The 24518-nt window shown below is 71.8% G+C and carries 28 protein-coding genes and 1 pseudogene; 23 read left to right on the forward strand and 6 right to left on the reverse strand.

Going from position 1 to position 24518, the window contains the following annotated elements:
• Position 1 precedes the first annotated feature (1 nt).
• The 6 genes from ACFYYT_RS33285 (at position 2) to ACFYYT_RS33310 (ending at position 2956) form a co-directional block, all read left to right on the forward strand.
• On the forward strand, positions 2 to 721 hold the full coding sequence (locus ACFYYT_RS33285; RefSeq protein WP_351821245.1) for a GvpL/GvpF family gas vesicle protein: 720 nt from the start codon (positions 2 to 4) through the stop codon (positions 719 to 721).
• 88 nt (positions 722 to 809) lie between these two features.
• Positions 810 to 1058 (forward strand): gas vesicle protein GvpG, encoded by a 249-nt coding sequence (locus ACFYYT_RS33290; RefSeq protein WP_351821242.1) that lies wholly within the window; start codon positions 810 to 812, stop codon positions 1056 to 1058.
• A gap of 20 nt (positions 1059 to 1078) precedes the next feature.
• Positions 1079 to 1501 carry a gas vesicle protein gene (locus tag ACFYYT_RS33295; RefSeq protein WP_351821239.1) on the forward strand — a complete coding sequence of 141 codons (423 nt, stop codon included), beginning with the start codon at positions 1079 to 1081 and terminating at the stop codon, positions 1499 to 1501.
• Positions 1498 to 2340 carry a GvpL/GvpF family gas vesicle protein gene (locus ACFYYT_RS33300; protein ID WP_351821236.1) on the forward strand — a complete coding sequence of 281 codons (843 nt, stop codon included), beginning with the start codon at positions 1498 to 1500 and terminating at the stop codon, positions 2338 to 2340. The genes ACFYYT_RS33295 and ACFYYT_RS33300 overlap by 4 nt, the downstream gene beginning before the upstream one ends.
• Complete coding sequence (locus tag ACFYYT_RS33305) at positions 2337 to 2555, forward strand: gas vesicle protein (RefSeq protein WP_351821233.1); 219 nt, start codon at positions 2337 to 2339, stop codon at positions 2553 to 2555. The genes ACFYYT_RS33300 and ACFYYT_RS33305 overlap by 4 nt, the downstream gene beginning before the upstream one ends.
• Complete coding sequence (locus ACFYYT_RS33310) at positions 2552 to 2956, forward strand: gas vesicle protein K (RefSeq protein ID WP_385322032.1); 405 nt, start codon at positions 2552 to 2554, stop codon at positions 2954 to 2956. Before ACFYYT_RS33305 ends, ACFYYT_RS33310 begins: the two co-directional genes overlap by 4 nt.
• A 143-nt stretch (positions 2957 to 3099) precedes the next feature.
• Here ACFYYT_RS33310 and ACFYYT_RS33315 read toward each other — a convergent pair whose 3' ends face one another.
• Together ACFYYT_RS33315 and ACFYYT_RS33320 are read right to left on the reverse strand one after the other, a co-directional pair.
• A complete protein-coding gene (locus ACFYYT_RS33315; RefSeq protein ID WP_351821231.1) occupies positions 3100 to 3270 on the reverse strand; it encodes a hypothetical protein in 171 nt (56 codons plus the stop codon).
• A 1065-nt stretch (positions 3271 to 4335) separates the two neighbouring features.
• Positions 4336 to 5226: pseudogene (locus ACFYYT_RS33320) on the reverse strand (alpha/beta hydrolase); the annotation flags it as partial.
• A gap of 108 nt (positions 5227 to 5334) precedes the next feature.
• Here ACFYYT_RS33320 and ACFYYT_RS33325 point away from each other — a divergent pair.
• Entirely contained in the window at positions 5335 to 5835 is a 501-nt protein-coding gene (locus ACFYYT_RS33325) for a MarR family winged helix-turn-helix transcriptional regulator (protein ID WP_351821229.1), read from the forward strand.
• 424 nt (positions 5836 to 6259) lie between these two features.
• Here the strand turns inward: ACFYYT_RS33325 and ACFYYT_RS33330 are convergent, their stop codons facing one another.
• Positions 6260 to 6832 (reverse strand): TetR family transcriptional regulator, encoded by a 573-nt coding sequence (locus ACFYYT_RS33330; protein ID WP_351821226.1) that lies wholly within the window; start codon positions 6830 to 6832, stop codon positions 6260 to 6262.
• Positions 6833 to 6906: 74 nt separating this feature from the next.
• On the opposite strand from ACFYYT_RS33330, the gene ACFYYT_RS33335 reads away from it, so the two are divergent.
• Positions 6907 to 8151 (forward strand): FAD-dependent monooxygenase, encoded by a 1245-nt coding sequence (locus tag ACFYYT_RS33335; RefSeq protein WP_351821224.1) that lies wholly within the window; start codon positions 6907 to 6909, stop codon positions 8149 to 8151.
• Between the two features lie 77 nt (positions 8152 to 8228).
• Entirely contained in the window at positions 8229 to 8780 is a 552-nt protein-coding gene (locus tag ACFYYT_RS33340; RefSeq protein ID WP_351821221.1) for a YciI family protein, read from the forward strand.
• Here ACFYYT_RS33340 and ACFYYT_RS33345 read toward each other — a convergent pair.
• The gene (locus ACFYYT_RS33345; protein WP_351821219.1) at positions 8775 to 10088 is read right to left on the reverse strand and encodes an MFS transporter; all 1314 of its coding nucleotides are present in this window, start codon (positions 10086 to 10088) and stop codon (positions 8775 to 8777) included. The genes ACFYYT_RS33340 and ACFYYT_RS33345 overlap by 6 nt on opposite strands.
• A 446-nt stretch (positions 10089 to 10534) precedes the next feature.
• On the opposite strand from ACFYYT_RS33345, the gene ACFYYT_RS33350 reads away from it, so the two are divergent.
• A complete protein-coding gene (locus tag ACFYYT_RS33350) occupies positions 10535 to 10987 on the forward strand; it encodes a hypothetical protein (RefSeq protein ID WP_351821216.1) in 453 nt (150 codons plus the stop codon).
• Between the two features lie 495 nt (positions 10988 to 11482).
• Positions 11483 to 11734: a hypothetical protein gene (locus ACFYYT_RS33355; RefSeq protein WP_351821213.1), complete on the forward strand. Its 252-nt coding sequence runs from the start codon at positions 11483 to 11485 to the stop codon at positions 11732 to 11734.
• A gap of 32 nt (positions 11735 to 11766) precedes the next feature.
• Here the strand turns inward: ACFYYT_RS33355 and ACFYYT_RS33360 are convergent, their stop codons facing one another.
• Both ACFYYT_RS33360 and ACFYYT_RS33365 read right to left on the reverse strand, forming a co-directional pair.
• Positions 11767 to 12372 carry a GNAT family protein gene (locus tag ACFYYT_RS33360; RefSeq protein WP_351821210.1) on the reverse strand — a complete coding sequence of 202 codons (606 nt, stop codon included), beginning with the start codon at positions 12370 to 12372 and terminating at the stop codon, positions 11767 to 11769.
• Positions 12369 to 13391, reverse strand: coding sequence for a ThiF family adenylyltransferase (locus tag ACFYYT_RS33365; RefSeq protein ID WP_351821207.1), 1023 nt, complete (start codon positions 13389 to 13391; stop codon positions 12369 to 12371). The genes ACFYYT_RS33360 and ACFYYT_RS33365 overlap by 4 nt, the downstream gene beginning before the upstream one ends.
• A gap of 491 nt (positions 13392 to 13882) precedes the next feature.
• Here ACFYYT_RS33365 and ACFYYT_RS33370 point away from each other — a divergent pair, with 491 nt between their 5' ends.
• The 12 genes from ACFYYT_RS33370 (at position 13883) to ACFYYT_RS33425 (ending at position 24434) form a co-directional block, all read left to right on the forward strand.
• Positions 13883 to 14065, forward strand: a complete 183-nt coding sequence (locus ACFYYT_RS33370; RefSeq protein ID WP_351821204.1) for a hypothetical protein — start codon at positions 13883 to 13885, stop codon at positions 14063 to 14065.
• Between the two features lie 477 nt (positions 14066 to 14542).
• Positions 14543 to 15694, forward strand: coding sequence for an alcohol dehydrogenase catalytic domain-containing protein (locus ACFYYT_RS33375; RefSeq protein ID WP_351821201.1), 1152 nt, complete (start codon positions 14543 to 14545; stop codon positions 15692 to 15694).
• Positions 15691 to 16641, forward strand: a complete 951-nt coding sequence (locus ACFYYT_RS33380) for an ROK family protein (protein ID WP_351821198.1) — start codon at positions 15691 to 15693, stop codon at positions 16639 to 16641. The genes ACFYYT_RS33375 and ACFYYT_RS33380 overlap by 4 nt, the downstream gene beginning before the upstream one ends.
• A gap of 31 nt (positions 16642 to 16672) precedes the next feature.
• Positions 16673 to 17671, forward strand: coding sequence for a phosphotransferase (locus ACFYYT_RS33385; protein ID WP_351821195.1), 999 nt, complete (start codon positions 16673 to 16675; stop codon positions 17669 to 17671).
• A 224-nt stretch (positions 17672 to 17895) separates the two neighbouring features.
• Positions 17896 to 18423, forward strand: coding sequence for a hypothetical protein (locus ACFYYT_RS33390; RefSeq protein ID WP_351821192.1), 528 nt, complete (start codon positions 17896 to 17898; stop codon positions 18421 to 18423).
• Between the two features lie 113 nt (positions 18424 to 18536).
• A complete protein-coding gene (locus ACFYYT_RS33395; RefSeq protein WP_351821189.1) occupies positions 18537 to 19859 on the forward strand; it encodes an aspartate aminotransferase family protein in 1323 nt (440 codons plus the stop codon).
• Entirely contained in the window at positions 19856 to 20812 is a 957-nt protein-coding gene (locus tag ACFYYT_RS33400) for an inositol monophosphatase family protein (protein ID WP_351821186.1), read from the forward strand. The genes ACFYYT_RS33395 and ACFYYT_RS33400 overlap by 4 nt, the downstream gene beginning before the upstream one ends.
• Positions 20813 to 20817: 5 nt before the next feature.
• Positions 20818 to 21735 (forward strand): diiron oxygenase, encoded by a 918-nt coding sequence (locus tag ACFYYT_RS33405; protein WP_351821183.1) that lies wholly within the window; start codon positions 20818 to 20820, stop codon positions 21733 to 21735.
• A 10-nt stretch (positions 21736 to 21745) separates the two neighbouring features.
• The gene (locus ACFYYT_RS33410; RefSeq protein WP_351821180.1) at positions 21746 to 22621 is read left to right on the forward strand and encodes a hypothetical protein; all 876 of its coding nucleotides are present in this window, start codon (positions 21746 to 21748) and stop codon (positions 22619 to 22621) included.
• Entirely contained in the window at positions 22618 to 23646 is a 1029-nt protein-coding gene (locus tag ACFYYT_RS33415; RefSeq protein WP_351821177.1) for a nitronate monooxygenase, read from the forward strand. The genes ACFYYT_RS33410 and ACFYYT_RS33415 overlap by 4 nt, the downstream gene beginning before the upstream one ends.
• A 1-nt stretch (position 23647) precedes the next feature.
• Positions 23648 to 23881 (forward strand): acyl carrier protein, encoded by a 234-nt coding sequence (locus ACFYYT_RS33420; protein WP_351821174.1) that lies wholly within the window; start codon positions 23648 to 23650, stop codon positions 23879 to 23881.
• Positions 23882 to 23888: 7 nt separating this feature from the next.
• Entirely contained in the window at positions 23889 to 24434 is a 546-nt protein-coding gene (locus ACFYYT_RS33425; RefSeq protein WP_351821171.1) for an MOSC domain-containing protein, read from the forward strand.
• Positions 24435 to 24518: the final 84 nt, after the last annotated feature.

Genomic DNA, 24518 nt, shown 5'->3' on the forward strand with positions numbered 1-24518 from the left:
GATGGCCCTCTACGTGTACGCGATCACCGGCAAGGACCACCCCCGCCACCCCGACGGTCTCACCGGTGTCGGCGCCCACCCCTCCGCGGTCCGCACCATCACCGAGGGCCCCCTGACCGCGGTCGTCAGCGACGTCGCCGAAGAGATCCGGCCCAAACGGCGCGACCTCCAGATCCACCAGGAAATCCAGGAACACCTCATGGCCGGCGCGGTCGTCCTGCCGCTGCAGTTCGGATACGTAGCCGACAGCGACCAGAGCGTGCGCCAGGCTCTCGAAGAGAACGCAGCCGCCTACCTCGCCGCCCTCGAACGCCTGGACGGCTGCGCCGAATACCACGTACGGGCCTCGCAGCGGGACGAGGAACAGCTCCTGCGCGACGTGCTGGAAGAGTCCGCCGAAGCCAGGGAACTCAACGACCGGATCCGGGCCGGCGACCAGGACCCGCAGCTGCCCCTCGCGCTCGGCGAGATCGTCGCCCACGACGTCCAGGAACGCCAGGAGGCACTCGCCGCCGGACTGGTCCAGGCACTCACCGCCTACGCCCGGGAACACACGGTCCACCCGCCGGCCTACCCCGACTTCCTCAACCTCTCCCTGCTCGTCCCGCACGAGAAGAAGGACGACTTCCTGACCGCGCACAAAGGACTCACCGACCAGGTCGAAGACGGCGTCGACGTCCGCGTCACCGGCCCCCTGCCCCCCTACAGCTTCGTGCAGTGACCGCCGCGCGCTGACCCCGCCCCCCACCACCCCCGCTCCACCACCCCCGCTCCGCCACCCCCGCTCCGCCACGAGGAGGACGACCACCATGGGCCTCCTGACGTTCCTGGCCACCCTTCCCGTCGCACCGGTCCGGGCCGTCGTCTGGGCCGCCCAGCGCGTCGCGGAGCAGGCCGAAGACGAGTACTACGACCCCGCGCCCGTCTGGCGCGAGCTCGCAGACCTCGACCGCCGCCTGACCAGCGGCGAAATCGACCAGGACACCTTCGACCGGTACGAGGACCAGCTCCTGGACCGGCTGATGGAAATCGCCGAGTTCTACGAGCGGCGCACCTGACCGGAAAGGAGGCCGTCACCGTGACCGAGCCACTTCCCGGCCGACTCGGATCCTTCCCCTCCCGCGCCGCCCCCGCCCCCTACGGGCAGAGCTCCTCCAGCCTCGCCGACATCCTCGAACGCGTCCTCGACAAGGGCATCGTCATCGCCGGCGACATCCGCATCAACCTCCTCGACATCGAACTGCTGACCATCAAGCTCCGCATCCTCATCGCCTCCGTCGACAAGGCGAAGGAGATGGGCATCGACTGGTGGGAACACGACCCCTCCCTCTCCTCCCGGCACACCGGCAGCCCTCTCGAACAGGAAAACCGCCGCCTGCGCGCCGAACTCGAACAACTACGGGCAGAGCACTCCCCGGGCAGCCCGACAGCGGAGCCCGCCGGTGACGAACCCGACGACGAAACCGAGGACACCGGCCCCGCACGGAGGCGACGGCGGTGAACCAGGACCCGGACACCCTCACCTACGTGTACGCAGCGGCGTACCTCACGGAACCCCTGCGCGCCGCCCTGACAGGCCTCCACGGCATCTACGGCACACCCGTAAACCCGCTGGCCACCGATCCCCCCACGGCCCCCACAGGCGCCCTCCCGCCCCTCGTTTTCGCAGCCAGCCACGTCCCCGCCCACGACTTCAACGAACACGACCTGAAGAACCACTTCGAAGACCTCCACTGGCTGGAAGCGGTCGCCCGCGCCCACCACGACGTCGTCCAGGCACTCGCCGCCCGCGCCACGGTGCTGCCGCTGCGCATGGCCACCGTCTACCAGGACGACGACCGCGCCCGCAGCGCCCTCACCGCACAGCACACCACGCTCCGCGAGCGCCTCACCCAGCTCGCCGGACACACCGAAATCGGCGTGAAGCTCTACCTCGCCGCGACCCCGCCCACCACCGACACCACACCCGCCGCTGCCGCCCCCGCCACCACCCCCGGCAAGGCCTACCTCCAGCGCCGCCGAGCGCAGCACCACACCCGCGAGACCCTCTACGGGCAGGCACAGCAAGCCGCCGCCGCCATCGAGACCACCGCCGCCCGCTACACCACGGAACGGGTGAGCCACCCCGTCCAGAGCGGCGCCCTCACCACCGCCGAGAACCTCCTCAACGACGCCTACCTCGTCCCCGACGAACTCGCGCACGACTTCACCACCGCGCTGCAGGACGCGGCGCGGCCCTTCGACGGCATCCGCCTCGAAGTCACAGGACCATGGGCGCCCTACTCCTTCGCCGCGCCCCCCGCCCCAGAACCGCCCGCGCCCGACGGACCCCCCTCATGACCGCCCCCGGGCCCGCACCGCCGCTGCCCGGACGGCAAGTCGCCCTCGTCGACCTTCTCGACCGGCTCCTGAGCGGCGGCGTCGTCATCACCGGCGACATCGTCCTGACCATCGCCGACATCGACCTCGTCCGGATCTCGCTGCGCGCCCTCATCGTCTCCGTGAGCTCCGAAGCACCGCAGCCGCCCCTCCGCCGCGAAACCGGCCGGGCATGACCACCCCACACCCCGGAACGGGCGACCACCAGCCCCCGCCGGCGGATGACGGTCTGCGCGACATCGGCGACACCATGTCCCACGCCTTCCGCCTCATCCAGGCACCCCCGGCCCCGGACGGCGCACCCGCACACCCGGCCCGCCGCCTCACGACCGACCCGGACACCGTCGGCGAGGACCTCCTCAAACTCGTCCTCACCGTGATCGAGCTCCTGCGCCAGCTCATCGAACGCCAGGCCCTGCGCAGGGTCGACGCGGGCGGCCTGTCCGATGAGCAAGAAGAAGAACTCGGCGCCACCCTCATGGCCCTCCACGACCGCCTGGCACAGCTGTGCGCCGAGCACGGCTACACCCTCGAAGACCTCAACCTCGACCTCGGCCCACTGGGCCCCCTCCTGTGACCGCGATCGATGGCACGACTTCGCACGGGTGACCAGCCGGATGCTCGAACTGATGCACACGGCCGCAGCCCGTACCCCGAGCCGTGGCCCGGGCGCACGAACGCCGCACGCCCGACCGGGTACCTCGCACTGACCCCAGACCGTCAATGGAACCTGTCTTTGACGCTCGCCTTCATCAGACGGGCCTTGCCCCGGACCTCCATCGCACGGCCCTTGGCGGCCACGACCTTCTCTCCCACCACAGGAGCGGCCTTGCGCACCACCTTTCCGGCGAACTGCTCCAGCCGGGCTTTCGTCTTCTCGCTGCCAGTCATGTCCCGGGTACCTCCTCGTCAAAGGCCCAGCCCGGTGCCGGAGGCCTGGTGGCCGGCACCCGCGGGGCGGGCTGTGGTGAAGCGGACGCCGCAGGCGGTGAGCCATAGGGAACCGGATCGATCACGCGCTGCGCCTACCCGCGATCTCCTTCCTTGCACCTGAACCTCCGTCATGCTCAGCCTGCCCGGCCATCCGCCGGCGCGAGGCGTCAAGCCCTGGGCGAGGACGACCAGCCGCCGGTAGTCGAGGTGTGCCGGGCGCCGGGCGGTGAGGCGAACGTGCACGTCGGGCAGAAGCCGGTGAGCACCGCGGAGGCGGCCGTATAGGCCGCTCCGAGGACGTCCGCGCCGGCAGGCATCCAGAGGATCAGCAACTGTTCGCGCCGACGCGCGCCGGCGGGTGTGGCGATGGACAGTCCGTGGCGATCAGCCGCGGCTCACCTCCGGGGATTCCCGCTTCCTCTTCACGAGGTCGGTGTCGGCAGTGACCCGTCTACGACGGCCGCTCCCGCGCGTCCCCCCGGCCGCCGCGCGGTGTGCTCCTGTGCCTGGACCGGCCCGGAGCATCCTGGGCGGCCCGTGGCGCCCGCGCCGATGTGACCACGGCTCAGGCGGCGGCCGTCCTCGGTGTGTACGAGCGGCCCGCGATCGGGCTGCCGGCCCGCTTCGGCTGGTGGATCCCCTCCACGTGAAATCCCGCGCGACGACACGGTCGGCGCGCCGAAGTCCCTTCGCCCATGCAGGCTGTGGACACTCCAGCACCATGATGGGCAACGGCTGCGGGGCGGCTGCCCGCAACCGATGCTGCTGCCGTTCGTGCCTGTGGCGCCACCACAATTCCCCCTGTCGGCCACTTCGTGTACGCAGGCCGGTCCAGGAGCCGGGCGTCCGCCGCGCCGGGGTGGACCGCAGGGTGATGAGTAACCAACTGGTGACCAGGGAAGAGAGCGCGGATTGCGCCGAGCAGCCCATCCATGAGCAAGTCGGACCGGGTGCGCAGCTGCCGCAGTCCTTCGGGCCGGTAGAAGGCGGCCAGCGTTCCTGCACGTGACCGGCCTTGCCCGGGGCCGGGAGGTGGGAGGAGAGGAAGCGGGCGGCGCGGTCGAGTGCGGCGTCCGCCTCGTCGAGACGCCCGTGCTCGCTCTGGTAGACGTGCGGCAGGCCGGGGCCGATCTCCAGCGTGGCCTCGACGTCGGCGGCGCCCGCGCGGGCGGCCAGGCGGACCGCGTCGTCGAGGAGTACCTCGTTCGCCCCGACCTGCACGAGCAGTGGGGGCAGGCCGGTGAGGTCGGCGAACACCGGGCTCGCCAGGGGATGGCTCCGCTCGCCCGCGCCGACGTAGAGGTCCGCGTACGCGCGCACGTCGGCCTCGGTGAAGATCGGGTCGGCGTCCTCCTTGGTGCGCATGCTCGCCCCGGAGAGGGTGAGGTCGACCCACGGGGAGAAGACGACCACGGCGGCCGGCTGTGGCAGTCCTGCCTGCCGGGCGGCGAGCAGGGTTGCGATGCTCAGGCCGCCGCCGGCCGAGTCGCCGGCTACGACGAGCTCGCGCGGGTCCGTACCGGTGTCCAGCAGCTCGCGGTAGGCGGCGAGCCCGTCGTCGACCGCGGCGGGAAAGGGATGCTCGGGAGCCAGCCGGTAGTCCACCGACGTCGTGCGCAGGCCGGTGCGGGCGGCGAGTTCACCGGCCAGGCCGGTGTGGGTGTCGGGTGAGCCGATGACGTAGCCGCCGCCGTGGAGGTAGAGCAGCAGGCCGCGATCGGCCGCGCCGGCCGGCTCCAGCTCGAGGGCGGGTCTCCCGCCCAGGGCGGTTCTGCGGATGGTGACGCCGTCCGGTGCCGGCCGCGTCATGGCTGCGGCGAAGCCGGTCCGCAGCTCGGCGGGGGTGGGCTGCGTCTCGGGGCGCGGCAGGGAGCGGAGCAGGGCGTCCAGGGCTTGGCGCTGCTGTTCGGACATGGCGGCCTCCATCGGGTCGGGATGCAAGAATGGATTCCTTGGAATCCATCTGTCCGTGTCCAACCACCTTCCAGGGAAGATGATTCCCGGGAATCTATTGGAGGCTCTGTGAGCCACGTCACTCGCCTCTTCCTCGATCTCGTCCGCGTGGAGACCCGGCTCTACAACGCGGTCGGCGTCCGCCTGCGCGCCGAACACGGTCTGACGCTCGGCCAGTTCGAGTGCCTGCAGATCATCGAGCGGGTGGACGGGTGCCGCGTGCTCGACCTCGTGGCCGAGCTGGCGATCACGGTGGGGGCCGCCAGCAAGGCGGTCGACCGGCTGGTGGCCGCCGACTGGTGCGTACGTGTCGCGCACCCGCACGACCGCCGTTCCTCCGTCCTGCGCCTCACGCCCGAGGGCGAGAAGGTGCTGGCAGCTTCCGGGCCTGTGGTGGAGAGCGCGCTCGTCTCGCTGACGCGGACGGTCTCCGCTGCCGACCGCAAACACCTCGCCACCACCTTGGCCGCTCTCCGCGCGAACCTCGAGGCGGACGGCCAAGGCCAACCGGGGAGCAGCGCGATCCCTTCCTCCGTACCGCTCACACAACGTTCCACACCGAAGAGCTGACGCTCACCCCATCCCCGCGAGGTCCGGGCGACCGTGCCTGGCTGTGGCACGCCGGTCACGCCAGTCAGGCTGGTCACGCCGGACTACTGGCTCGCGGGGAAGCTGCTGCTCCCGGCCGCCGCACCCTCGCCGCCATGGCCCTGGCCGAAGGTGCCACGGCGGCCGTGATGGCCGGCTTCAGCCTTCTCCGTCCACGCCTGTGGTCCGCAGCCCGCGCCCCGGGGCACGCCACCGACGCTTGGGCCGCGCTCCAGGCGACCGCCCCCTCCGGAGCCCCGGACTTCGCGTACCACCGGACGCGCCCTTCTGGCCGCTCCAGCTGGTCGAGGGCGGCATCTTGCTGCTCCTGACCGCGGCCGTGGCCGCCTTGGCGTTACTGCGCCGCAGGCGGACCACCGGCCGGACGGGACTTCGCCGACGCGGCCTATCCGGCCAGTGCCGCGTCGAGCATGCGGCGGGCGACCGCCGTGAGTTCCGCCGGGTCGGGCGTGCGCTGCGTCGAGGCCATCGTCCCGATGAGGCGGTCGAAGAGGACCCCGTCGGTCCAGGAGACCAGGAGCTCCGCGCCCTCCTCGGCGCGGGCCGCGCCCAGTGCCGCGAGAACGGCGGCCGCGCGGGCGCGGGAGGCCCGGCCCGCCCGGTGCAGGGCGGGCTCCAGCTCCGGCGTGCGCGCGGCCGCAAGGCTGAGCTCGTAGCGGGCGAGCTGGCGCTCGCGGCCCGTGGTCAGCCAGCGGTGTAGCAGCTCCCCGAGCGCGGCGGCAACCTCTTCCCGTGAGTCGGGGCGCTTCGACTCGAAGTCGTCCACGTCGAGTTCCGCGATACGCGCGTAGCAGGCGCTGATCAGCGCCGTGCGCGTACGGAAGTAGTAGGAGGTGCTGCCTGCGGGCAGGCCCGCCGCGGTGTCGATCGCGCGGTGCGTGAGTCCCCGCAGGCCGGCCGCGGCCACGGTGGCGATCGCGGTGTCCGCGATGAGGGTGCGACGGTCAGGACTGGACATGCCTTCACTCTACAGCTGTAGAGTGAAGGCTCTACATCTGTAGAGGATGCCTGAACCGAACGGAGAGGTGTTCCATGCCGAAACGTCACGCGGTGGTGGCCGGAGCCGGAATCGGCGGCCTCACGGCCGCCCTCGCACTGCACCGGCGCGGCTGGCAGGTCACCGTCTGCGAACGGGCCCCCGAACTTCCCGCCACCGGCGCCGGGATCGGCCTCGCCCCCAACGCCCTGCGCGCCCTCGATGCCATCGGCGTCGACGCCGCCCGCGCCGCGGGCAGCGCCATCCCCATCACGATGGGCGTACGCCGCCCCGATGGCCGGTGGCTCACCCGGACCCGCACGGCGGACATGACCGCCCGCTACGGAATCGCCCCGATCGCCGTCCCGCGCCCGGCCTTCACCGCCGCCCTGGCCGCAGCGCTGCCGTCCGGGACCCTCCGCTACGGCACCACCGTGAGCGCCGTGGACGACGCCGGGGGCCGCCCGATCGTCCGGACGTCCGCCGGCCATGACCTTCCCGCCGATCTGGTCGTCGCCGCCGACGGCATCCACAGCGCGCTGCGCCGCGCGTACTTCCCGGCCCACCCCGGCCTGCACTACATCGGCGAGACCGCCTGGCGGATGCTCGTGGACGCCCCGGACCTGCGGGTGCCGGCCATGAGCGAGACCTGGGGGAGGGGCTGTCGGTTCGGCGTGACCCCGCTCTCCGACGGCCGGTACTACCTCTACGCCACCGCGGTCGTCCCGCCCGGCACCCGGTCGGCCGACCCCCGCACCGAACTCGTCCATCGCTTCGGCTCGTGGCACGATCCGATCCCGGCCCTGCTCGACCACATCCGCCGCCTCGAACCGGACGACATCCTCCAGAACGACCTCTACGACCTGGCCGCGCCCCTGCCCGTCCTGCACCACGGCCGGATCGCCTGGCTGGGCGACGCGGCCCACGCGATGGCCCCCAACCTCGGCCAGGGCGGCTGCCAGGCCATCGAGGACGCGGTGATCCTGGCCCACCTGCTCCCCGCCGGAGACGCCGGAGACGCCGGACACGCCGGAAACGGCGGGGACAGCACGGACCCTGCGGCCCCCGCGAACGACGCGGACGGCACGAACGCGGTCCCGGCCGCCCTCGCCGCGTACACCGCCGCCCGCCGCGACCGTACCGACGCCGTCCGCGTCCGAGCCCGCCGGGTCGGCCGCGTGGGCGCGCTCCGCAACCCGCTCGCCGCGGCAGCCCGCGACTTCGCGGTCCGCGCCACCCCCGGCCGCCTGGCGCTGCGCGGCATGGACGACCTCTTCAACGGCTTCCGCCTGCCCGCATAGCGGCCCACCGCCGGGCGGAGCCGCCCGCGCGGTGAAACCCGCTCGACTCGGGCGCCCCCCGTAGCGACCCTGTGGGCATGGAATTCCTCTGCTACCACCGCGACCGGCCCGACTCCGCGGCTCTGCGCGACGCCCTGCTGGAAGCGCACTGGTCCTACATGGACGAGTACGCGAAGGAGATGATCGCCCGCGGCCCGACCCTCACCGACGACGGTGAAACCGCCACCGGGAGCGTGCACATACTCGACCTGCCCGACCCCGCGGCCGCCCGCGCCTTCGCCTTCGACGAGCCCGGCTACCAGGCGGGCATCTACCGGGACGTCCTGCTGCGCCGCTGGCGCAACACGCTCGACCGCACCATGTGGGACTTCCCCGGCGGCCGGACCGGGGGCAACCGGTACCTGGTGCTCGGCCTCGGGGGAGGGGAGGCCGCCGACCTCGCCCTGCCGCCCGTACGGGACGAACTGATCGCCTACGGGCCGCTGCTGTCCGACGACGGCGCGACCTGGCTGGGTACGGCGGCGCTGGTCCGGGCGCCCGATCCGCAGACGGCAGGAGCCGTGCTGACCCCGGACCGGTACGCCGATGTCGAGGTGCACCTCTGGCAGTTCGGGGGGCGCCCGTCATGAGCCGGCGGGGTCGACGGGGCCGGCGGGCGGGGTGAGGGCCCGGCCCGCATCGCGCGCCCCCGACCGCGTCGACCCTGCCGCAGACTTCCCCGGCGGTACGCCGCGCAGCAGGGGGAGGCAGGCCAGCAGCAGCAGGCCCGCCAGGGCCCACGGGGCCCCGAGCCCGGCGTGCTGGGCCAGCGCTCCGCCCGCCGACGCGCCGATCGGCATGGCCCCCCAGGCCGCCAGGCGGTAGCCGCTGGTGACGCGGCCCAGCATGTGCGGTGGCGCGAGGCGTTGGCGGAGCGAGACGGTGCACACGTTCCACAGCACCACTCCGGCGCTGTTGAGGGCCAGCATCAGGGCGACCAGCGGCCACCACGGCAGCAGGGCGACCACCAGATAGCTGAGCGCCGACACCGACACCGACAGCTTCAGGCTCCGCCCGGACCCCAGCCACCGGGCGGCCCGGGCCGCCCCACCCGCTCCGGCGAGGCTGCCGACCGCGCCCGCGACGAGCATCAGGCTGTAACCGTAGGCCGGCAGCCCGAGCTCCCGTTCCACGTACACGACGAGCACCGCGTAGACCGCCTGCTGCCCCACCCCCAGGACCGCCACCACCACCATCAGCCGGCGCAGGACCTGGTCCCGCCCCAGGAACCGCAGCCCGGCCCAGGTGCCGCGCAACAGGCCGCGCAGGCCGCGCTCGTCGGCCCCCGCCCCGGCGTGCGCGGCTCGCGACGGCAGGCCCATGAGCAGCAACGCCGACGCCAGGAACGTCACGCCGTCCAGGAGGAACGGCAAGGGGTGCCACACCGCCCACAGCGCGGCCCCGGCGGGCGGCCCCACGAACCCCGTTCCGGTGACCTGCGCGGCGATGACCCGGGCGTTCGTCCGTTCCAGTTCGTGGTCCGTGGCCAGCACCGGAACGACGGCCTGCGCGGCGCAGTCGAAGAACACCTCGGCCACCCCCGAGGCGAACGCCAGCAGCACCAGCGCCGCCACCGACGTCCGCCCCGTCGCCACGACGGCGAACAGCACCAGCATCATCACGCAGCGCGCCAGATCCGCGCCGACCATCGAGCGGCGTCCGGGCATGCGGTCCACCAGGGTGCCGATGACGGGTGCGAGCAGCCAGGCCGCCCGGCCCGCGGCGGCCACCACGGACACCCAGAACACGTCGCCGGTCGTCCAGGCCGCCAGCAGGGGGAGCGCGGCGAACCGCGCGCCGTCCCCCACCGCGCTGAGCGCGTTGGCGGTGACGAGCCGGCGCAGGGCCGGCGTCCGGGACCCGGTGGCCGGACGAGAGGAAGGACCGGCGAATTTCATGGACAGCGAATGCTTTCGTCGGCGGGACGTCGCGGCGCGCACACGCATACACCTGAAGCAACGGCCGTGCCACGATCAGACATACTTCCGCCCCCGCATGCCCCCTCCGCGGCGAACCATTCAGGCCGTCCGACAGAGTGTGTGAACTCCTTATGCACGCCGCCGGCTTGTATCGCTCCGTCGCCTGTAACGGTAGACGCGCCTTCCCTGCCCGTGGCACGGCCGATGAGTCGAAGGAACGCCAGTTGCAATTGAGGCGCCCTCGACATTGCCGACGGTCTTGTTGACCCGTGCCGTTCGCCGCGCCCCTCGAATGACGCAAGGAGCGCCGGACGTTCTTCGACAGGGACCACGGTATGCAAGAGCCTGCACTCCTGACGCTCGCCCGCCATCCAGTCTTCGCCGAATCGGCGGGAATCCTCAGCCGGTCGAATGCATCGCCCCCGATGAGTGGCCAACCGGCCCAGTCCGAAGCCGACACCGCCCTGGTCCGCTCGACCGCCACCCGGCTCGGGACGTTCGTGGGCACCGCTGCCGCGCAGGAGGCACTGCCGGGCATCGAACGCCTGGAGTACCTGCGCGAAGCCCTCGCGGTCCTGGCCGTCGGCACCGCCCACACCGACGGACAACTCGCCTGGTTCCTCGGCCGCGCCACCGCCGCCCTGGCCCCCGTCCTGCAATGGCGCGCCCTGACGGCCGACCGGGAGCACGCGCTGGGCACCGTCCTCCCCACGCCGGAGGAGTTCACCGACGCGGAGAACGCCGTCCGCCACCTGCACAACGTCCTCGCCCGCACCACCGCCCACGGCCCCGCGACCGAAGCCACCGCCTGCCTCCAGCCGGGCAGCCGCGACCTATGGACCACGACCAGCCACAGGCCGGCCGGTCGCGCTCCCTGATCTAGACGCGCCGCGGCGCGTTGGTCCATGCCGGGGCTTGGGCCTCGACGGTGAGGTTCTCGCCTGAGACGTGGAGGCGGGCGCGCTGTCCTTCGATCACCGAAACGATCGTTGAAACGATCACCGATGGTCCCCGCCATGGCGCGGGCGGCGCCGCCGTTGCTCCCCATGGCCTCGGCGGCCTGGCGCGCCGCCAGGGGCGGTGCCCGTACGATCGCCGCGCCCGCCAGTGACGGGTGCCCCGTCGGATCAACCGCCCAGGCAGTGTTGACGGGGTGTCCCCCCTCAACGGCGGGACGGTCGGGCTCCCCCTCGATCCGGACACTGCCGATGTACCCGTAGACCCCGTAGACCTTGCAGCGCTCCCAGACGCGGCCGTCCGCATCCGCCACGCTCGTGTCGTAGACCGTCACCTCGTACGCCTCACACGTCCTCTGGTTGCGGTCGGTCGGCCGGCTTCGGGAACGTGAAGGTGAAGCCCGGGCCGTCGGCCGCGTGCGCCGGTACGGAGACAGCGAACAGGGCCGGGAAGGCGAGCACGGCCACGGCTGCGAAGGCGCGCGCAAGGCGGCCGGCGCGGCGGCGGTGACTCGGGAGATGTTGCGTGGGCTCACCAGCTCCAGCGGGCACCTCCGACCGGACCCCGCCGCCGCGACCGCGGCTGCGCCCGCGGTCGCCGGGGTGCCGCAGATCGTGCCGATCGGGGTCGCGGTCTCCGCGCTCCCACTCGCCGCCGAGGTGTGCTGATCATTTTCAAGCTCCCCGACGGTGTCTCGTACTCAGGCGTGGTCGAGTGTGTGGAGGCCGTCGAGGAGGGCGAGTTCTCGAGGGGTGGCCTGGCGTTTCCATTCGGGAGCGACGGTGGCGTAGGTGGTGACGTCGTGCCAGCAGCCCTGGGTGTGGAAGAGCTGGCGGAGGGTGGCTTCGGGGCGCAGGCCGGCGGCGTGCATCACGGGCGGCATGTGGTGGTGGTCGCTGCGGTGGCCGGCCCAGATCCGGTGCAGGCCGAGGTGTCCGAAGGCGTAGGCCATCAGCAGGCGGCCGGCTTCGTGGCCGTGGCCCCGTGCGGGGGATCCGGGCAGCAGCACGAGGCTGGTGAGCATGGCGTTGCTGCCGTAGTCCTCGATGAGCAGTCCCATGGTGCCGGTGAGGGTGTCGTCATCGGGGGTGCACACGGCCAGGGTGTAGGTGCGGCGGGGATGCGTGTGGGGCTGGCCGAGGGCTTTGGCGAAGGTGTCGTGGGCCCGGTCGGTGTCCATACGGTCGATGCCGAGGTAGCGGGTGAGCAGACGGTGGCTCAGGATCCGCGTGAAGGGTTCGTGATCCTCGGCGCGCAGTTCCCTCAGGCGCAGGTGCTCGCCACGCAGTTCCGGTACCCGGTTCACCGCCCCGCTCCCAGGGGGACCTGCGGGGCTTGGCCGCCGCCCAGGAGGGTGTGGAGGTCGACGGAGTGCCGGCCTGAGGGCAGGGGTTCGCCGAGCAGGATGCGGCGGGCGGTGTCGGTGATGAGGGCCGCGCCGAGCATCACCCCGCTGGCGAGCTGGGGCCAGCTGGACAGGGAGCGTCCCACCCGGGTGAGAGCGTCGGTCATGGCGGGGCTCAGACGCCGCTCGTCGACGATGCTGAGCAGGAAACGGATGCTCTCTGCGCGGTCCAGGTGCCGGACGTCGTCGGCGCTCACCTCGCCGGTGCGGCCGTGGAAGAGCGGGCGGTCCGGTTCGAGGTCGAAGCGCTCGATGTCGAGCAGACCCCGGTCGTTGGTCTCCATCAGGACGGGGACCCGCCGCCGGCGGGCGTGCTCGCGGGCGGCGACCTTCACCCACACGGTGTCGCACTCCTCGACCAGCAGGTCCAGTCCGTCGCGGCCGTCGGGGGCCGCGAAGAAGGCCCCGACGGTGTCCTCGGTGACACCGTCCCGGAAGACCTCGATGTCCAGATAGGGGTCGAGCTCGTACATACGGCGGGCGCACAGCACGCCCTTCTCCGCCCCCAGCTCGTGCACACCCGCCCGCAGCCGGTTCAGGTTCGACAGGCCCAGCCGGTCGAAGTCCGCCAGCCTGAAGGCCCCGCCCACACCCTCCATGGCCAGGGTCAGCGCGGCGCCGCTTCCCACCGACAGCCCGATGACGCCCACCCGGCGCCGCAGCAGGACCTGCTGCTGCTCACGGGTGATCTTGTCGCGGTTGCGGTCGGTACGCACCAGCCGGAACTCGTCTTCCGGGAGTACGTGCACCAGGCGCCCTGACCACGGGTACCAGACCCACCTGCCGTAGGTATCGGGTTGGCCGCCCATGGCATCGGCGACAGCGCGCTCCCGGGAGCGGGAGGCGAAGGGGTCCTCCGGGGTCAGGCAGCGCAGGAGTTCCTCGACCTGGTCCTCGATACGGTCATGGACCTCGCGCACGCCGGACGACCGCCGCAGCCCGGCCAGCACGCCGGCGTCATCAGGCCGCGCCGGGTCCAGGACCAGCGGGCGAAACGATTCCCTCGCTTCATCAGCGGAGGGCAGCACGAATTGGTCCGGCCGTGGGCCGGACTGCGTCAACTGAGTCACAACCGGAAAGCTAACAAGGCGGCGATCTTGGGAAGCTGCAAGTCACCCCAGGGGCGCACACTCGAATTGATCTTCTACGGAATGCGCCCCCGCGACTCCACACCCCCTGAACGGCCCATCCCGCCTACTGCGGCGGCGACGACACCTGCGTCACCTACTCGGCCGGCGAGCGGACCGGGAGCAAGAGCCGGAACGAGCCGGAGTCCAGCAACTCGACGGGCTCGAACTGGGCGTTCGGCATCGGAGGGCTCGTGGCACTCTGGGGCGCCTGGGGGTGCGTCCAGGCCCTCAGGGAACAGCAGGGTTGAGCTGAGCGGCCCCGCCGCCGGGGCCCGTGAGGTGTGACCACGATTCCCCTCTACCCGGCGGAGGGGATCGCGCCTCGGCTCGTGGACGGGTACGCGCCGCTCAAGGCATTGAGGCAGGTCATGTACCGACTCGCAGCCGAGGGCGTGCTGCCGCACACGCCTCCGATGTGCCGGCGGCTGTCCCTGCGGCCGGCCCAGGCCCGGCGGGAGGGCTGACCGGCTGGCTCGAGTTCGCGGGCATCCCCGTGCTCGTGGTCCGCGGCTTCAGCTCCCATTCCTACGGCGACGTCGTCCGCGACCGCGGACCCCGGCGCACCGGTTCGGTTCCTGAGCGGCCGAGTTCTCCGGCGCGGCCATGACGGCCCGGACGGTGTCCTCGGCCCCGCCGGGGACGTCGACACCATCAGGCTTCGATCGGATGCGTGACCGCTGCGACGCCGGTGGAAGGCGAGCCGGTCTGGCGCCGTACTGCCGGCCATCACCGGTTTTCGGCCTCAGGCGGCGCCCCGAGACGAGCGGTCTCCTGGGCAGGGCGAGTCGCTCACAGCGCTCTGACCAGTGGTCCCCGTGGCTGAGCCGGAGGGATCGGGCGACAGCCCGGGCGGCCCCAGTCGTGAAGTGGCTCAGAGGCGTTGTGTCCCGTCCGGTTCGACTGGGCTAGCTTCACCTTCCCAACGCCGATGGGGAGGTTTCGTGCGCGCTCTCGTCTATCTGGGACCCGGCTCCGCCGCACTGCAGGACCGGCCCGCCGCACAGCTCTTGAACGGTGATGACGTCGTGGTCGAGGTCGTCGGCACGGGGGTCTGCGGTACGGACCGCAAGATCCTGCTCGGGAGGTTCCCCGCGCGGCCGGGCGTGGTGCTCGGGCACGAGTCGGTGGGTGTGGTGCGGGAGACCGGGCCCCAGGTGCGTTCGGTCTCGGTCGGGGACCGGGTCGTGGTCAACCCCACGCTGTACTGCGGCTGGTGCGTCCCCTGTCGGCGGGGAGCCACCAACTTCTGTCGGCACAAGGCCGGGACCGAGGTCGGCGTCGACCGGGACGGCACTTACGCGGAGAGCGTGACCCTGCCCGAACGTTTCGTTGTGCGCCTTCCCACCGGGCTGCCCTTCCACGGCGCGGTCCTGATCGAACCGCTCGCCTGTGTCCTGAACAACATCGAGGCCGCGGCCCTCTCCTTCGACGACGCCGTCGTGGTGCTCGGCGCGGGGCCGATCGGGATGCTGACCGCGCTGATCGCCGCCCGCCAGGCGCGCCGGGTCACCGTCGTGGAACCGGACGGGTACCGGTTGGAGCGGGCTCGCGAACACTTTGCGCACGTGGTGGACGTGGCCGGTACGGACCCGGCCGAAGCGGTGCTTAAGGCGTCGGACGGCGAGCGCCCCTCTCTCGTCTTCGACACCACCGGGGTCGGCCTCGACGCGGCACTGCGACTGGTCGACGACGGCGGCCGGATCGTGCTGATGGGCTTCGACGACACCTACGCCGTGCCGCTGCACCCGCTCCGGCTCACCAACCGGGGCATCCGGCTGATCGGCGCCGGTGACTACCGGGCCGATACGTTCCCGGTCGCCGTGGATCTGGCCGCCGAACTCTGCGCCTTGCCGTCTGGGACCGGCGGCGAGCCGTTCCTGAAGCGGCTGGTGACGCACGAGTTCCCGCTCGAAGGGTACAAAGACGCCTTCGCCGCACTCGGCGGACTCGTCCAGCGAAGCGAGGCCGACGGGCCCGATGAGGGCAGCGGCGACCGCATGCCCGGGCCGTCTCTCCGCTACGACGCGCTCAAGGTGGTCATCCGCTCGCACTCCGGGCCCGTCGGCGCCGACGGCTGGCCGGTGGGCGCGTGAGCGCGCCGCGGTTCGGGGCGATCGAGTCCGGCGGGACCAAGTTCGTCTGCCTGGTCGGGTCGGCCCCCGACCGGATCGAGGCCGAAATCCGCTTCCCGACCGGCGAACCGGCCCCCACCCTGGCCCGGGCCATCGCCTTCTTCGAGGAACGGGCCGCGGCGAGCGGACCGCTGGACGCAGTCGGCATCGCCTCCTTCGGCCCCCTCGAACTGCGCCCGGGCCACGCGAAGTTCGGGCATCTCGCGGCCACTCCCAAGCCCGGCTGGTCCGGGGTGGACGTCGCCGGTCCCGTCGCCGCTGCCCTCGGCGTACCGGTGGGCATCGACACGGACGTCAACGGCGCTGCCCTCGGCGAGGGCCGCTGGGGCGCTGCACGGGGCCTGGACACGTACGTCTACCTCACCGTGGGCACCGGCATCGGCGGCGGTGCGGTGATCGGCGGCAAGGTGGTCAGCGGTCTGGTCCACACCGAAATGGGCCACCTCGCCGTGCCCCGGATCGACGGCGACGCCTTCCCCGGCTCCTGTCCGTTCCACGGCGACTGCTGGGAAGGACTGGCGGGTGGTGAGGCCATGGGCGCCCGCTGGGGCACCCCGGCGGAGGAACTGACCGGGGGAGCCCTGCGCGAGGCGCTGCGGCTGGAAGCGGCCTATCTGGCCGCGGGGCTGCGCAACATCGTCTATACGACCGCGCCCCAGCGGATCGTGATCGGTGGCGGCGTTGCGGAGCTACCCGGCCTGTTCTCGCTGCTCCGGGCCGAACTGTCCGCGGCCCTGGCCGGCTATCCCGGGCTGCCCGAGCACGCGGCCGAGGACTTCGTGGTCCCCGCCCAGCTCGGCCGGCTCGCCGGACCGGCCGGCGGACTGGTCCTGGCAGCCGAGGCAGCCACAGCCGCGAAACAGCGAACACGCCCGAACGCTGGGCCGTCGGAGGGAACATCGGCATGAGGCGGGCCCCGGGCCGGGCAGGCTGGCCGGTGTGACGCGCCCCGCCCCAGTGGGCCTCCTTGATCCGGCCACGCACGCCTGGCTGCTCCGTCACGCCCTGCCCGGGGCCCGCCTGGACGAGGTGGACCCGCTGCCCGGCGGGTTCACCAACGACATGGCCGTGCTGACCGTCCGGCCTGCCGGTGCGCCGGGCGCGGAACGTTACGTCCTGCGCCGCTACCGGCCGCATTCCGGCCGGGTCCCCCGCAATGCCTGCGCCGTGGAGGTCGCCGTCCTCGGCCGGGCGGCGGCCCGCGCCGTTCCGGTGACCGCGGTGATCGCGGCCGACCCCCACGGTCGGGCCACCGGCCGCCCCACCCTGCTCTACCGGTTCATGGAGGGGATCCCGCTCAGCCAGGTCCTCGCCGACGGCCCGGCGAGCGGCGCGGCCCGGGAGCTGGGCCGCGCCGTCGGCGCGGTGCTGGCGCGGATCGGCCGGGTGCGGCTGCCCCGCCCGGGCGCCTTCGCCGGCCCTTCCCTCGTTCCGGCTCCGGACGGCATGCACCCATTGGGCGATCTGCCCGGTTTCGTCGACCGCTGTCTGGCGACCGTCACGGACGGGGCGCTCAACGATACGGATGCGGCCGTACTCCGGGCCCTGGCCCGTCGAGGAGGCCGGGCACTCGCCGCGGTGGCAGACGAACGCTGTCTGGTGCACTGCGACTTCAATCCGAAGAACCTCTTGGTCGAACGGCGCGCGGGGCGTTGGGAGGTGGCCGCCGTGCTCGACTGGGAGCTTGCCTTCAGCGGTTCCCCGCTCTTCGACGTCGGGAACATGCTGCGCTTCGCCCACGAGTACCCGCCGGCGTTCACCGCGGGCTTCGTCGAGGGTTTCCGAGCCGGGAGCGGTCGGCTGCCCGCAGACTGGCTGCGGACCAGCCGGACACTGGACCTCTTCGCGCTCGCGGACATCCTCACCGCACCGCCCGACCCGGCCTACTTCGCCCGCGCCCGCACCGCTCTGCACCGGGCCGCCGCCAGCCGGTACTGACCACCCGGCAGGCGGCGTACCGTCCGTCCCCTTTCCCCCACGCGGCTCCCTCGCCTCCTCCTTCACAGGAGGCGACTTCTGCACAAAAGAACCAACCAAACCCGGCCATACATGTCGAGCAAATGACGGAGAAGCGACGCACGACCTTCTTCTCAGTACAGGAGAAGCGGGTTAGCCTGCATGAGTAGAGGCGAAGCGATCATTTATCGAGGGGGAATTCAGAAGTGCCGAACGCAAACCCTGAAGATGCCCTGAAATCGATCACTCCGACAGTTCGGTGTAACGGGACCCCGCCTACGCCGGCCCTGCGCGAGGGGCCGTATTACAAGCCCGACACTCCTTTGCGGACCAACTTCCGAAGCGATGCGGAAGGAGAGGTCCCGATGCTGCTGCACGGCGCGGTCCGCACCCCCGACGGCAAGCCGATCGGCGGCACCCTGCTCGACTTCTGGCAGGTCGGATCCGAAGGGGTCTACGACCACGACGGCTTCCGGCTGCGTGGTCACCAGTTCGCGGACGCCGACGGGCGGTGGCGGCTGGAGACCGTTCTGCCGGCCATGTATCCGGGCCGGACGCGGCACGTGCACGTGAAAGTACAGCCCCCCGGCGGGACCGTACTGACCACGATGCTGTATTTCCCGGGCGAGCGTCGGAACCACCTCGACAAGTATTTCCGGTCGGAATGCCTGATGGAGGTGCGGGAGACGCCCGAAGGCTGGGACGCCTCTTTCACCTTCGTCCTGGACGCGTGAATCCATTCCCTTCGCCATCCGGAGGAAAAAGCGGGGAGTCCTGTTTTCGCTGCCCGGAAACAGCGACGTCCGTCCTCCGTCGCGTCCATGAGACGGAAGCCGACAGGAGACACATGACAGACCTGAAAGGTGCCCGGAGCACCGTCCGGAGTGACGTCCGCGGCGAAGCCCTGAGCTACGTACAGAACCACCTGTACTACCCGGTCACCGCATACGAGATGGACCACGGCGAAGGCGTCCACCTCTACGACACCGAAGGCAACGAGTACCTCGACTGCGCGTCCGGCACCTTCAACCTGAGCCTCGGCTACAGCCACCCCGAGGTGGTCAAGGCCATGCGTGACCAGGCCGAACGGCTGGTGCACACCACCTCGACCTTCCAGACCGCCCCCGTCAACGAGCTGGTCCGGCGGCTCGTCGAGGTCACCCCGCCCAACCTGACCAAAGTGCACCTCAAGGTGTCGGGCGGCTCCACCGCCAACGAGGGCGCGGTCAAGATGGCGCAGCTCGCCACCGGCCGACGCGACGTCGTCACCCTTTTCCGCAGTCACCACGGCCAGACCATGATGACGACCACCATGTCGGGCGAGTCGTTCCGCAAGCAGCCCTTCCCGCACCTGATGCCGGGTGTGCTCCAAGTGCCCGATCCCTACTGCCTGCGCTGTTTCTACGGTCAGGCGGGCCCCGACAGCTGCGGCATGCTGTGCGTCGAGCGCATCAACGATTTCCTCGACCACGCCAGTTCCGGCAGCGTCGCCTGCATCGTCGTCGAACCGGTCTCGGGCAGCGGGGGCAACATCGTGCCCCCCGACCGTTACCTCCCCGCCCTGCGCGCCCTGTGCGACGAACGGGGCATCGCCCTCGTCTTCGACGAGATCCAGACCGGCATCGGCCGTGTCGGCCGGATGTTCGCCGCCGAGCACTTCGGGGTGCAGCCCGACATCCTGACCACCGCCAAGGGCCTCGGTGGCTCAGGGGCGCAGGTCGCCGCCATCGTCGCCGACGAGCGGATGTCCGGGCTCAGCAGCGACCACCACTCCTTCACGTACGGCGGCAACATCCTCGCCGCCGCCGCGGCGGTCGTCACCCTGGACGTGATCGGCCGACCCGGCTTCCTGGAGAACGTCCGCGAGGTCGGCGCCCACATCATGGAACGGCTGGGCGCGCTGGCCGCACGGCACAGGGCCGTCGTGGACGTACGCGGCCTCGGCCTGATGATCGGGATCGAGATCGGCGACGACCGGGGGCGCCCGAACAGCGAACGGACCCAGGCCCTGGCCCGGCGCGGCATGGACCACGGCCTGGTCCTGCGGACCTCCCGCTACGGCCGGGGCAACGTGATCAAGATCCGGCCGCCGCTGATCCTCACCCGCGAGGAGGCCGACCTGCTCTGCGACCGGCTCGACGCGCTCTTCGCCGAGGAGGCCGCCGAGTGAGCGCCCCCACGCACGGCGGTCCGCCGTCCGCCAAGACCATGCGCGCGTACGTGACCGGCCTCGCCAGTGCCGTCCGCGAGGCAGTCCTGGCCGCCCAGCACCAGCACGGCAGCCGCCTGGTGCGGGGCCTCTCTCCGGGCGGTGACGCGCAGTTCGGCCTCGACGAGGTCGCCGAGGCCACCGTCTGGAAGTACATCGTCGGCCACGACCTGCCGGTCGCCGTCTACTCCGAGGACCGCGGGCTGCAGTACCACGGCGCGGACCCGACCCATCTGCTGGTCGTCGACCCCATCGACGGCACCCGGCCCGCCGTCGCCGGCCTGGAGTCGGCCACGGTCTCGGTCGCGGTCGCCCGTATGACGCCGCGTCCGCGCATCGCCGACGTCGAGCACGCACTGCTGATGGAACTGCGCACCGGCGCCTACCTCTACGGAGACCTCGCGACGCCGGGGATCACCGCGCACGGCTACGACCACCCCGTCCCGATGCTGACCCGCACCACCGACCCGGCGCGGATGTTCTGGTCTCTGGAGTTCAACGGCCACCCGGCCCGTCTGATGACCGAGGCCTACGGCCACCTCATCGACCGCTCGGCCAACACCGGCGGGGTCTTCGTCTTCAACAGCGCCACCTGGTCGATCTCACGGCTGCTCACCGGCCAACTCGACGCCTACGTGGACATCGGCAACCGGTTGCTGCGCGACGATCCGGCGCTGCTGCCAGAGTTCGAGCGCGTCGGCAACGGCCGGGTCCTGCACCTGTTCCCGTACGACCTCGCCGCGGCCGTCTTCCTCGCCGAGCGGGCCGGGGCGGTCATCACCGACGCCTACGGGCAGCCGCTCGGCGACACCGTCCTCACCGACGTGGGCGTCACCAACCAGCGGTCCTGCGTGGCCGCGTCCACGCCCGAGCTCCACCGGGCCCTGCTGGCGTCCGTCCGATGGAAGGAATGACGTCCATGCGTCCCCAGGCCACCCCGCCCGGAACGAGGGCCGGCGCCACCACGGCCACCGACCCCGACGACACCGAGTTCAGGGCTCTGCTCGGCCGGCTCTCCGACAAGGCCACCGCGGACTACTACAACCCGTTCACCACCTTCGACTGGCCGGCCACGATCCCCACCGACGACCTGTGGATGTCCCCCGAACTGCTCTCCGTCCACGGCACGGAACTCATGAACGAGCTGAGCCCCGCCCAGCTCCGGGCCCTGAGCAGGTGGGAGAGCGTCAACTTCTACAGCCTCAACGTGCACGGCATCCGCGAGCTGCTCATCGAGGTCACCCGGCGCATCCACACGCCTGGCTTCGAACTGCCGTCCGAGTTCTTCCACCACTTCATCGGTGAGGAGAACGATCACATGTGGTTCTTCGCCACCTTCTGCCTCAAGTACGCCGACAAGATCTACCCCGACAAGTCGGTCAAGCTGCCCGACGCCCCGCGCGACCCGGACATCGAGAACTTCCTCGTCTTCGCCCGGATTCTGATCTTCGAGCAGATCGTCGACCACTACAACGTCCACCTGTCCGCCGACGACCGGCTGCACCCGACCATCCGGCACATCAACCGGCTGCACCACCAGGACGAGTCCCGGCACATCGCCTTCGGCTGCCGCCTGGTGCAACTGCTGTGGGAACGCCTCCTCCACGCCGGCCTCGACGACGCGGCCCGGCATCACCTGCGCACCTACCTCGACCGCTACCTCGCCATCAGCATCGGAGCCTTCTACAGCCCAGCCGTCTACCGAGACGCCGGAATCCCCGGCGGATTCGCCCTGCGCAACCAGCTGCTCGCCCACCCCGCGCGACAGGCCGCCCACGCCAAAGTCCTCCACAAGACGACCGGTTTCCTCCGCCGGATCGGGGTGTTCGATGCCTGACACCCACCGCTTGCCCCCCAGGGCCATCGGAGGCGCCTGGTCGGTCCGGGACGGCCTCGTCACCCTCGACGAACCGGCCGTCCTGCTGAAAGCCGCGCTGGACGCGGTGTTCACCCGCTGGGGCGCCGAGGCCGGGGCCCGGCAGCAGAGCTACCCCCCGCTGCTGCGGGCCGAGGACCTGCGGACCCTCGACTACTTCCGCAACTTCCCCCACCTGGGCAGCCCGGTCACCCGGATCCGCCCCGAGCGGCTGACGGCCCTCGCCACGGCCCCGTACGACGTCGCCGGCTCGGCCGACGCCACCGCCCTGCCAGCCTCCGACCTCGCCGACGCCACCCACCTCCTGCCCTCCGCGGCCTGCTACGGCTGCTTCGTGCACCTCACCGGCAGCAGTGCCGACACCCCCGTCCTGGTCAGCACCGTCGCGCAATGCTTCCGTCACGAAGACCACCACGAGGGCCTGCGCAGGCTCTGGGGCTTCACCATGCGCGAGCTCGTGTGCATCGGCTCCGCGGACACCGTACGGGCCCACCTCGACCGGCACCGGGAACGGATCCTCGCCTTCGGCGCCGCCCTCGGCCTCGCCCTCGACCGGCAGCCCGCCACCGACCCCTTCTTCCAGAAGGACGGCGCCCGCACCGTCATGCAGTTGCTCGCCCCCGTCAAGGAGGAGTACCTCCACACCGACGGCACCGCCCTCGCCTCCACCAACAACCACCGCAACTTCTTCGGCGAGCGCCGCACGATCAGCCATGCCGACCGCCCGGCCTTCACCGGCTGCGTCGCCTTCGGCCTGGAACGCTGGGTGCACGCCCTGGGCGACCTGTTCGAAGGCGACCTGGCCGCCGCACACCGTGCGGTACTACGCGCGGGGGAACGCCCGTGACCCGGCTCACCGCCCTGCTCGGACTCGAACTGCCCCTGCTGCAGGCCGGTATGGGAGCCGTGGCCGGCCCCGCTCTGTGCGTCGAAGTGTCCCGGGCCGGAGCGGGCGGCACCCTCGCCCTGTACAAAGAATCGCCCGCACGGGCGGCGCACCTGGCCCGGGAGGTGGCGGCCGCCGCCAGGGGGCGCCCCTTCGGGGTGAACGTCATCCCCGAGGTCACCGGACCGGACCGCTGCCTGGAGCAACTCCGTGCCGTCCTGCCCGAACTTCCCCGCAACGCCTTCGTCACCGTCTTCGGACTTCCCGCCGACGACGCGGCCCGCACCGTGCGGGCAGCCGGCCACCCGCTGGTGGTCCAGGTCGGTACCACCGCCGACGCCGACACCGCCCTCGCACGCGGAGCGGTCGTCCTGGTCCTCCAGGGCACCGAGGCCGGCGGCCATCTGCTCGGCCGGCAGCCCGTGGACTCCCTGCTGGCCACCGTCCGAAGCCGCCACCCGCACGCCGTCCTCGCCGTCGCCGGCGGGATCGCCACCGGCGAGGACCTCGCCGACGCGGTGGCCCGCGGCGCGGACGGCGCCATGGCGGGAACCCTGTTCGTACCGGCCGCGGAATCCGCCGCGCACCCGGAGTTCAAACGGCGTGTGGTCGAGGCGGTGGCCGAGGACACCCTCATCACCTCCCTCTTCGAGATCGGCTGGCCGCACCGCCCGCACCGCGTCCTGCACAACTCCCTCACCGCCGCCGCGGAGCCCGCCCCGGCCGCCTTCATCGCCACCACCCAGGTGGACGGCAGGCCGTACCCGGTACCGCGCTACAGCGCGGCCGCCCCGGGCGCCACCACCACCGGGCGCATCCAGGAGATGGCCATGTACTGCGGCCGGTCCTGCAGCCGTGTCACCGCCCCACGGCCGGCCGCCCTGACCATCGCCCGGATCCGCCGGGAATACGAGAACGCCCGTGCTCCCCGCGCCGACTCACACACGAGCACGTTCCCAGCGCCTCACCGGATCCAGGAGAAATGAGATGGACGACGTCACCAAGCCGATCGTGGACTGGTTGCAAGAACGCAACCCCACCATCGAAGACATCCCGGACGATCTCGACCTGATCGAGAACAGGCTCATCGACTCGCTCGGCTTCATGGAGTTCATCCTGCTGCTGGAGGACACCATCGGCCGGGAGCTGAGCCTCGACCAGATCGACGTGAACCAGTTCCGCACCCTCCGTTCCCTCAAGGAACACTTCCTGGAGGGGTGAGGCGCCCGTGGCACAGGACTCGCCTCCGTCCGGTACCGGCCTGGTCGCCTCCCTGCACCTCGCCGCACACCCCGGCGAGCCGACCTTCCCCACCCCGCGGGCCCGCGCGGTCACCGGCCGCGGTCTGCTGGGGGACCGCAACTACTGGGCGGGCGAGGGCCCCCGGCCCCGCCACCGGGGGACGGGACGGGCCTCCGGGGTCTGTGACATCACCCTCATCGAGGCCGAGACCCTCGACGCCCTTGCCCTTGAATACGGCATCACCCTCACCCCCGCCGAATGCCGCCGCAACCTGGTCTGCCGTGACATCCGGCTCAATCCGCTGGTGGACCACGAATTCCGGATCGGGAGGGTGACCCTGCGCGGCCTCAAGCTCAGCGAACCCTGTGCCCGACTCGAACAACTGGTCCGCCCCGGCCTGATCCGCGGCCTGCTGCACCGCGGCGGACTGCGGGCCGAAGTGGTCCACGGCGGGACGATCAGCATCGGTGACCGTATCCACCCGCCGCCGCACGCCACGCGACCACCTTCGCCGCCCGGCCTCGCCCGCTGACGGCGCGGCGACCGGCCGCTCGTCCGCACACCGGCACATCCCCGCAATGGTTCGCCTCCGCACCACGCGGAGGGCACCCGCGGC

This window comes from Streptomyces sp. NPDC002032 (assembly GCF_042890765.1).
GTDB lineage: Bacteria > Actinomycetota > Actinomycetes > Streptomycetales > Streptomycetaceae > Streptomyces.

What these genes read in the sequence shown, in the direction of transcription:
- ACFYYT_RS33315 (WP_351821231.1), bottom strand. Translation starts at nt 3,270, where the DNA reads ATGACTGGCAGCGAGAAGACGAAAGCCCGGCTGGAGCAGTTCGCCGGA.
- ACFYYT_RS33405 (WP_351821183.1), top strand. Translation starts at nt 20,818, where the DNA reads ATGCGTCCCCAGGCCACCCCGCCCGGAACGAGGGCCGGCGCCACCACG.
- ACFYYT_RS33285 (WP_351821245.1), top strand. Translation starts at nt 2, where the DNA reads ATGGCCCTCTACGTGTACGCGATCACCGGCAAGGACCACCCCCGCCAC.
- ACFYYT_RS33330 (WP_351821226.1), bottom strand. Translation starts at nt 6,832, where the DNA reads ATGTCCAGTCCTGACCGTCGCACCCTCATCGCGGACACCGCGATCGCC.
- ACFYYT_RS33310 (WP_385322032.1), top strand. Translation starts at nt 2,552, where the DNA reads ATGACCACCCCACACCCCGGAACGGGCGACCACCAGCCCCCGCCGGCG.
- ACFYYT_RS33350 (WP_351821216.1), top strand. Translation starts at nt 10,535, where the DNA reads ATGAGTGGCCAACCGGCCCAGTCCGAAGCCGACACCGCCCTGGTCCGC.
- ACFYYT_RS33305 (WP_351821233.1), top strand. Translation starts at nt 2,337, where the DNA reads ATGACCGCCCCCGGGCCCGCACCGCCGCTGCCCGGACGGCAAGTCGCC.
- ACFYYT_RS33340 (WP_351821221.1), top strand. Translation starts at nt 8,229, where the DNA reads ATGGAATTCCTCTGCTACCACCGCGACCGGCCCGACTCCGCGGCTCTG.
- ACFYYT_RS33345 (WP_351821219.1), bottom strand. Translation starts at nt 10,088, where the DNA reads ATGAAATTCGCCGGTCCTTCCTCTCGTCCGGCCACCGGGTCCCGGACG.
- ACFYYT_RS33335 (WP_351821224.1), top strand. Translation starts at nt 6,907, where the DNA reads ATGCCGAAACGTCACGCGGTGGTGGCCGGAGCCGGAATCGGCGGCCTC.
- ACFYYT_RS33290 (WP_351821242.1), top strand. Translation starts at nt 810, where the DNA reads ATGGGCCTCCTGACGTTCCTGGCCACCCTTCCCGTCGCACCGGTCCGG.
- ACFYYT_RS33420 (WP_351821174.1), top strand. Translation starts at nt 23,648, where the DNA reads ATGGACGACGTCACCAAGCCGATCGTGGACTGGTTGCAAGAACGCAAC.
- ACFYYT_RS33395 (WP_351821189.1), top strand. Translation starts at nt 18,537, where the DNA reads ATGACAGACCTGAAAGGTGCCCGGAGCACCGTCCGGAGTGACGTCCGC.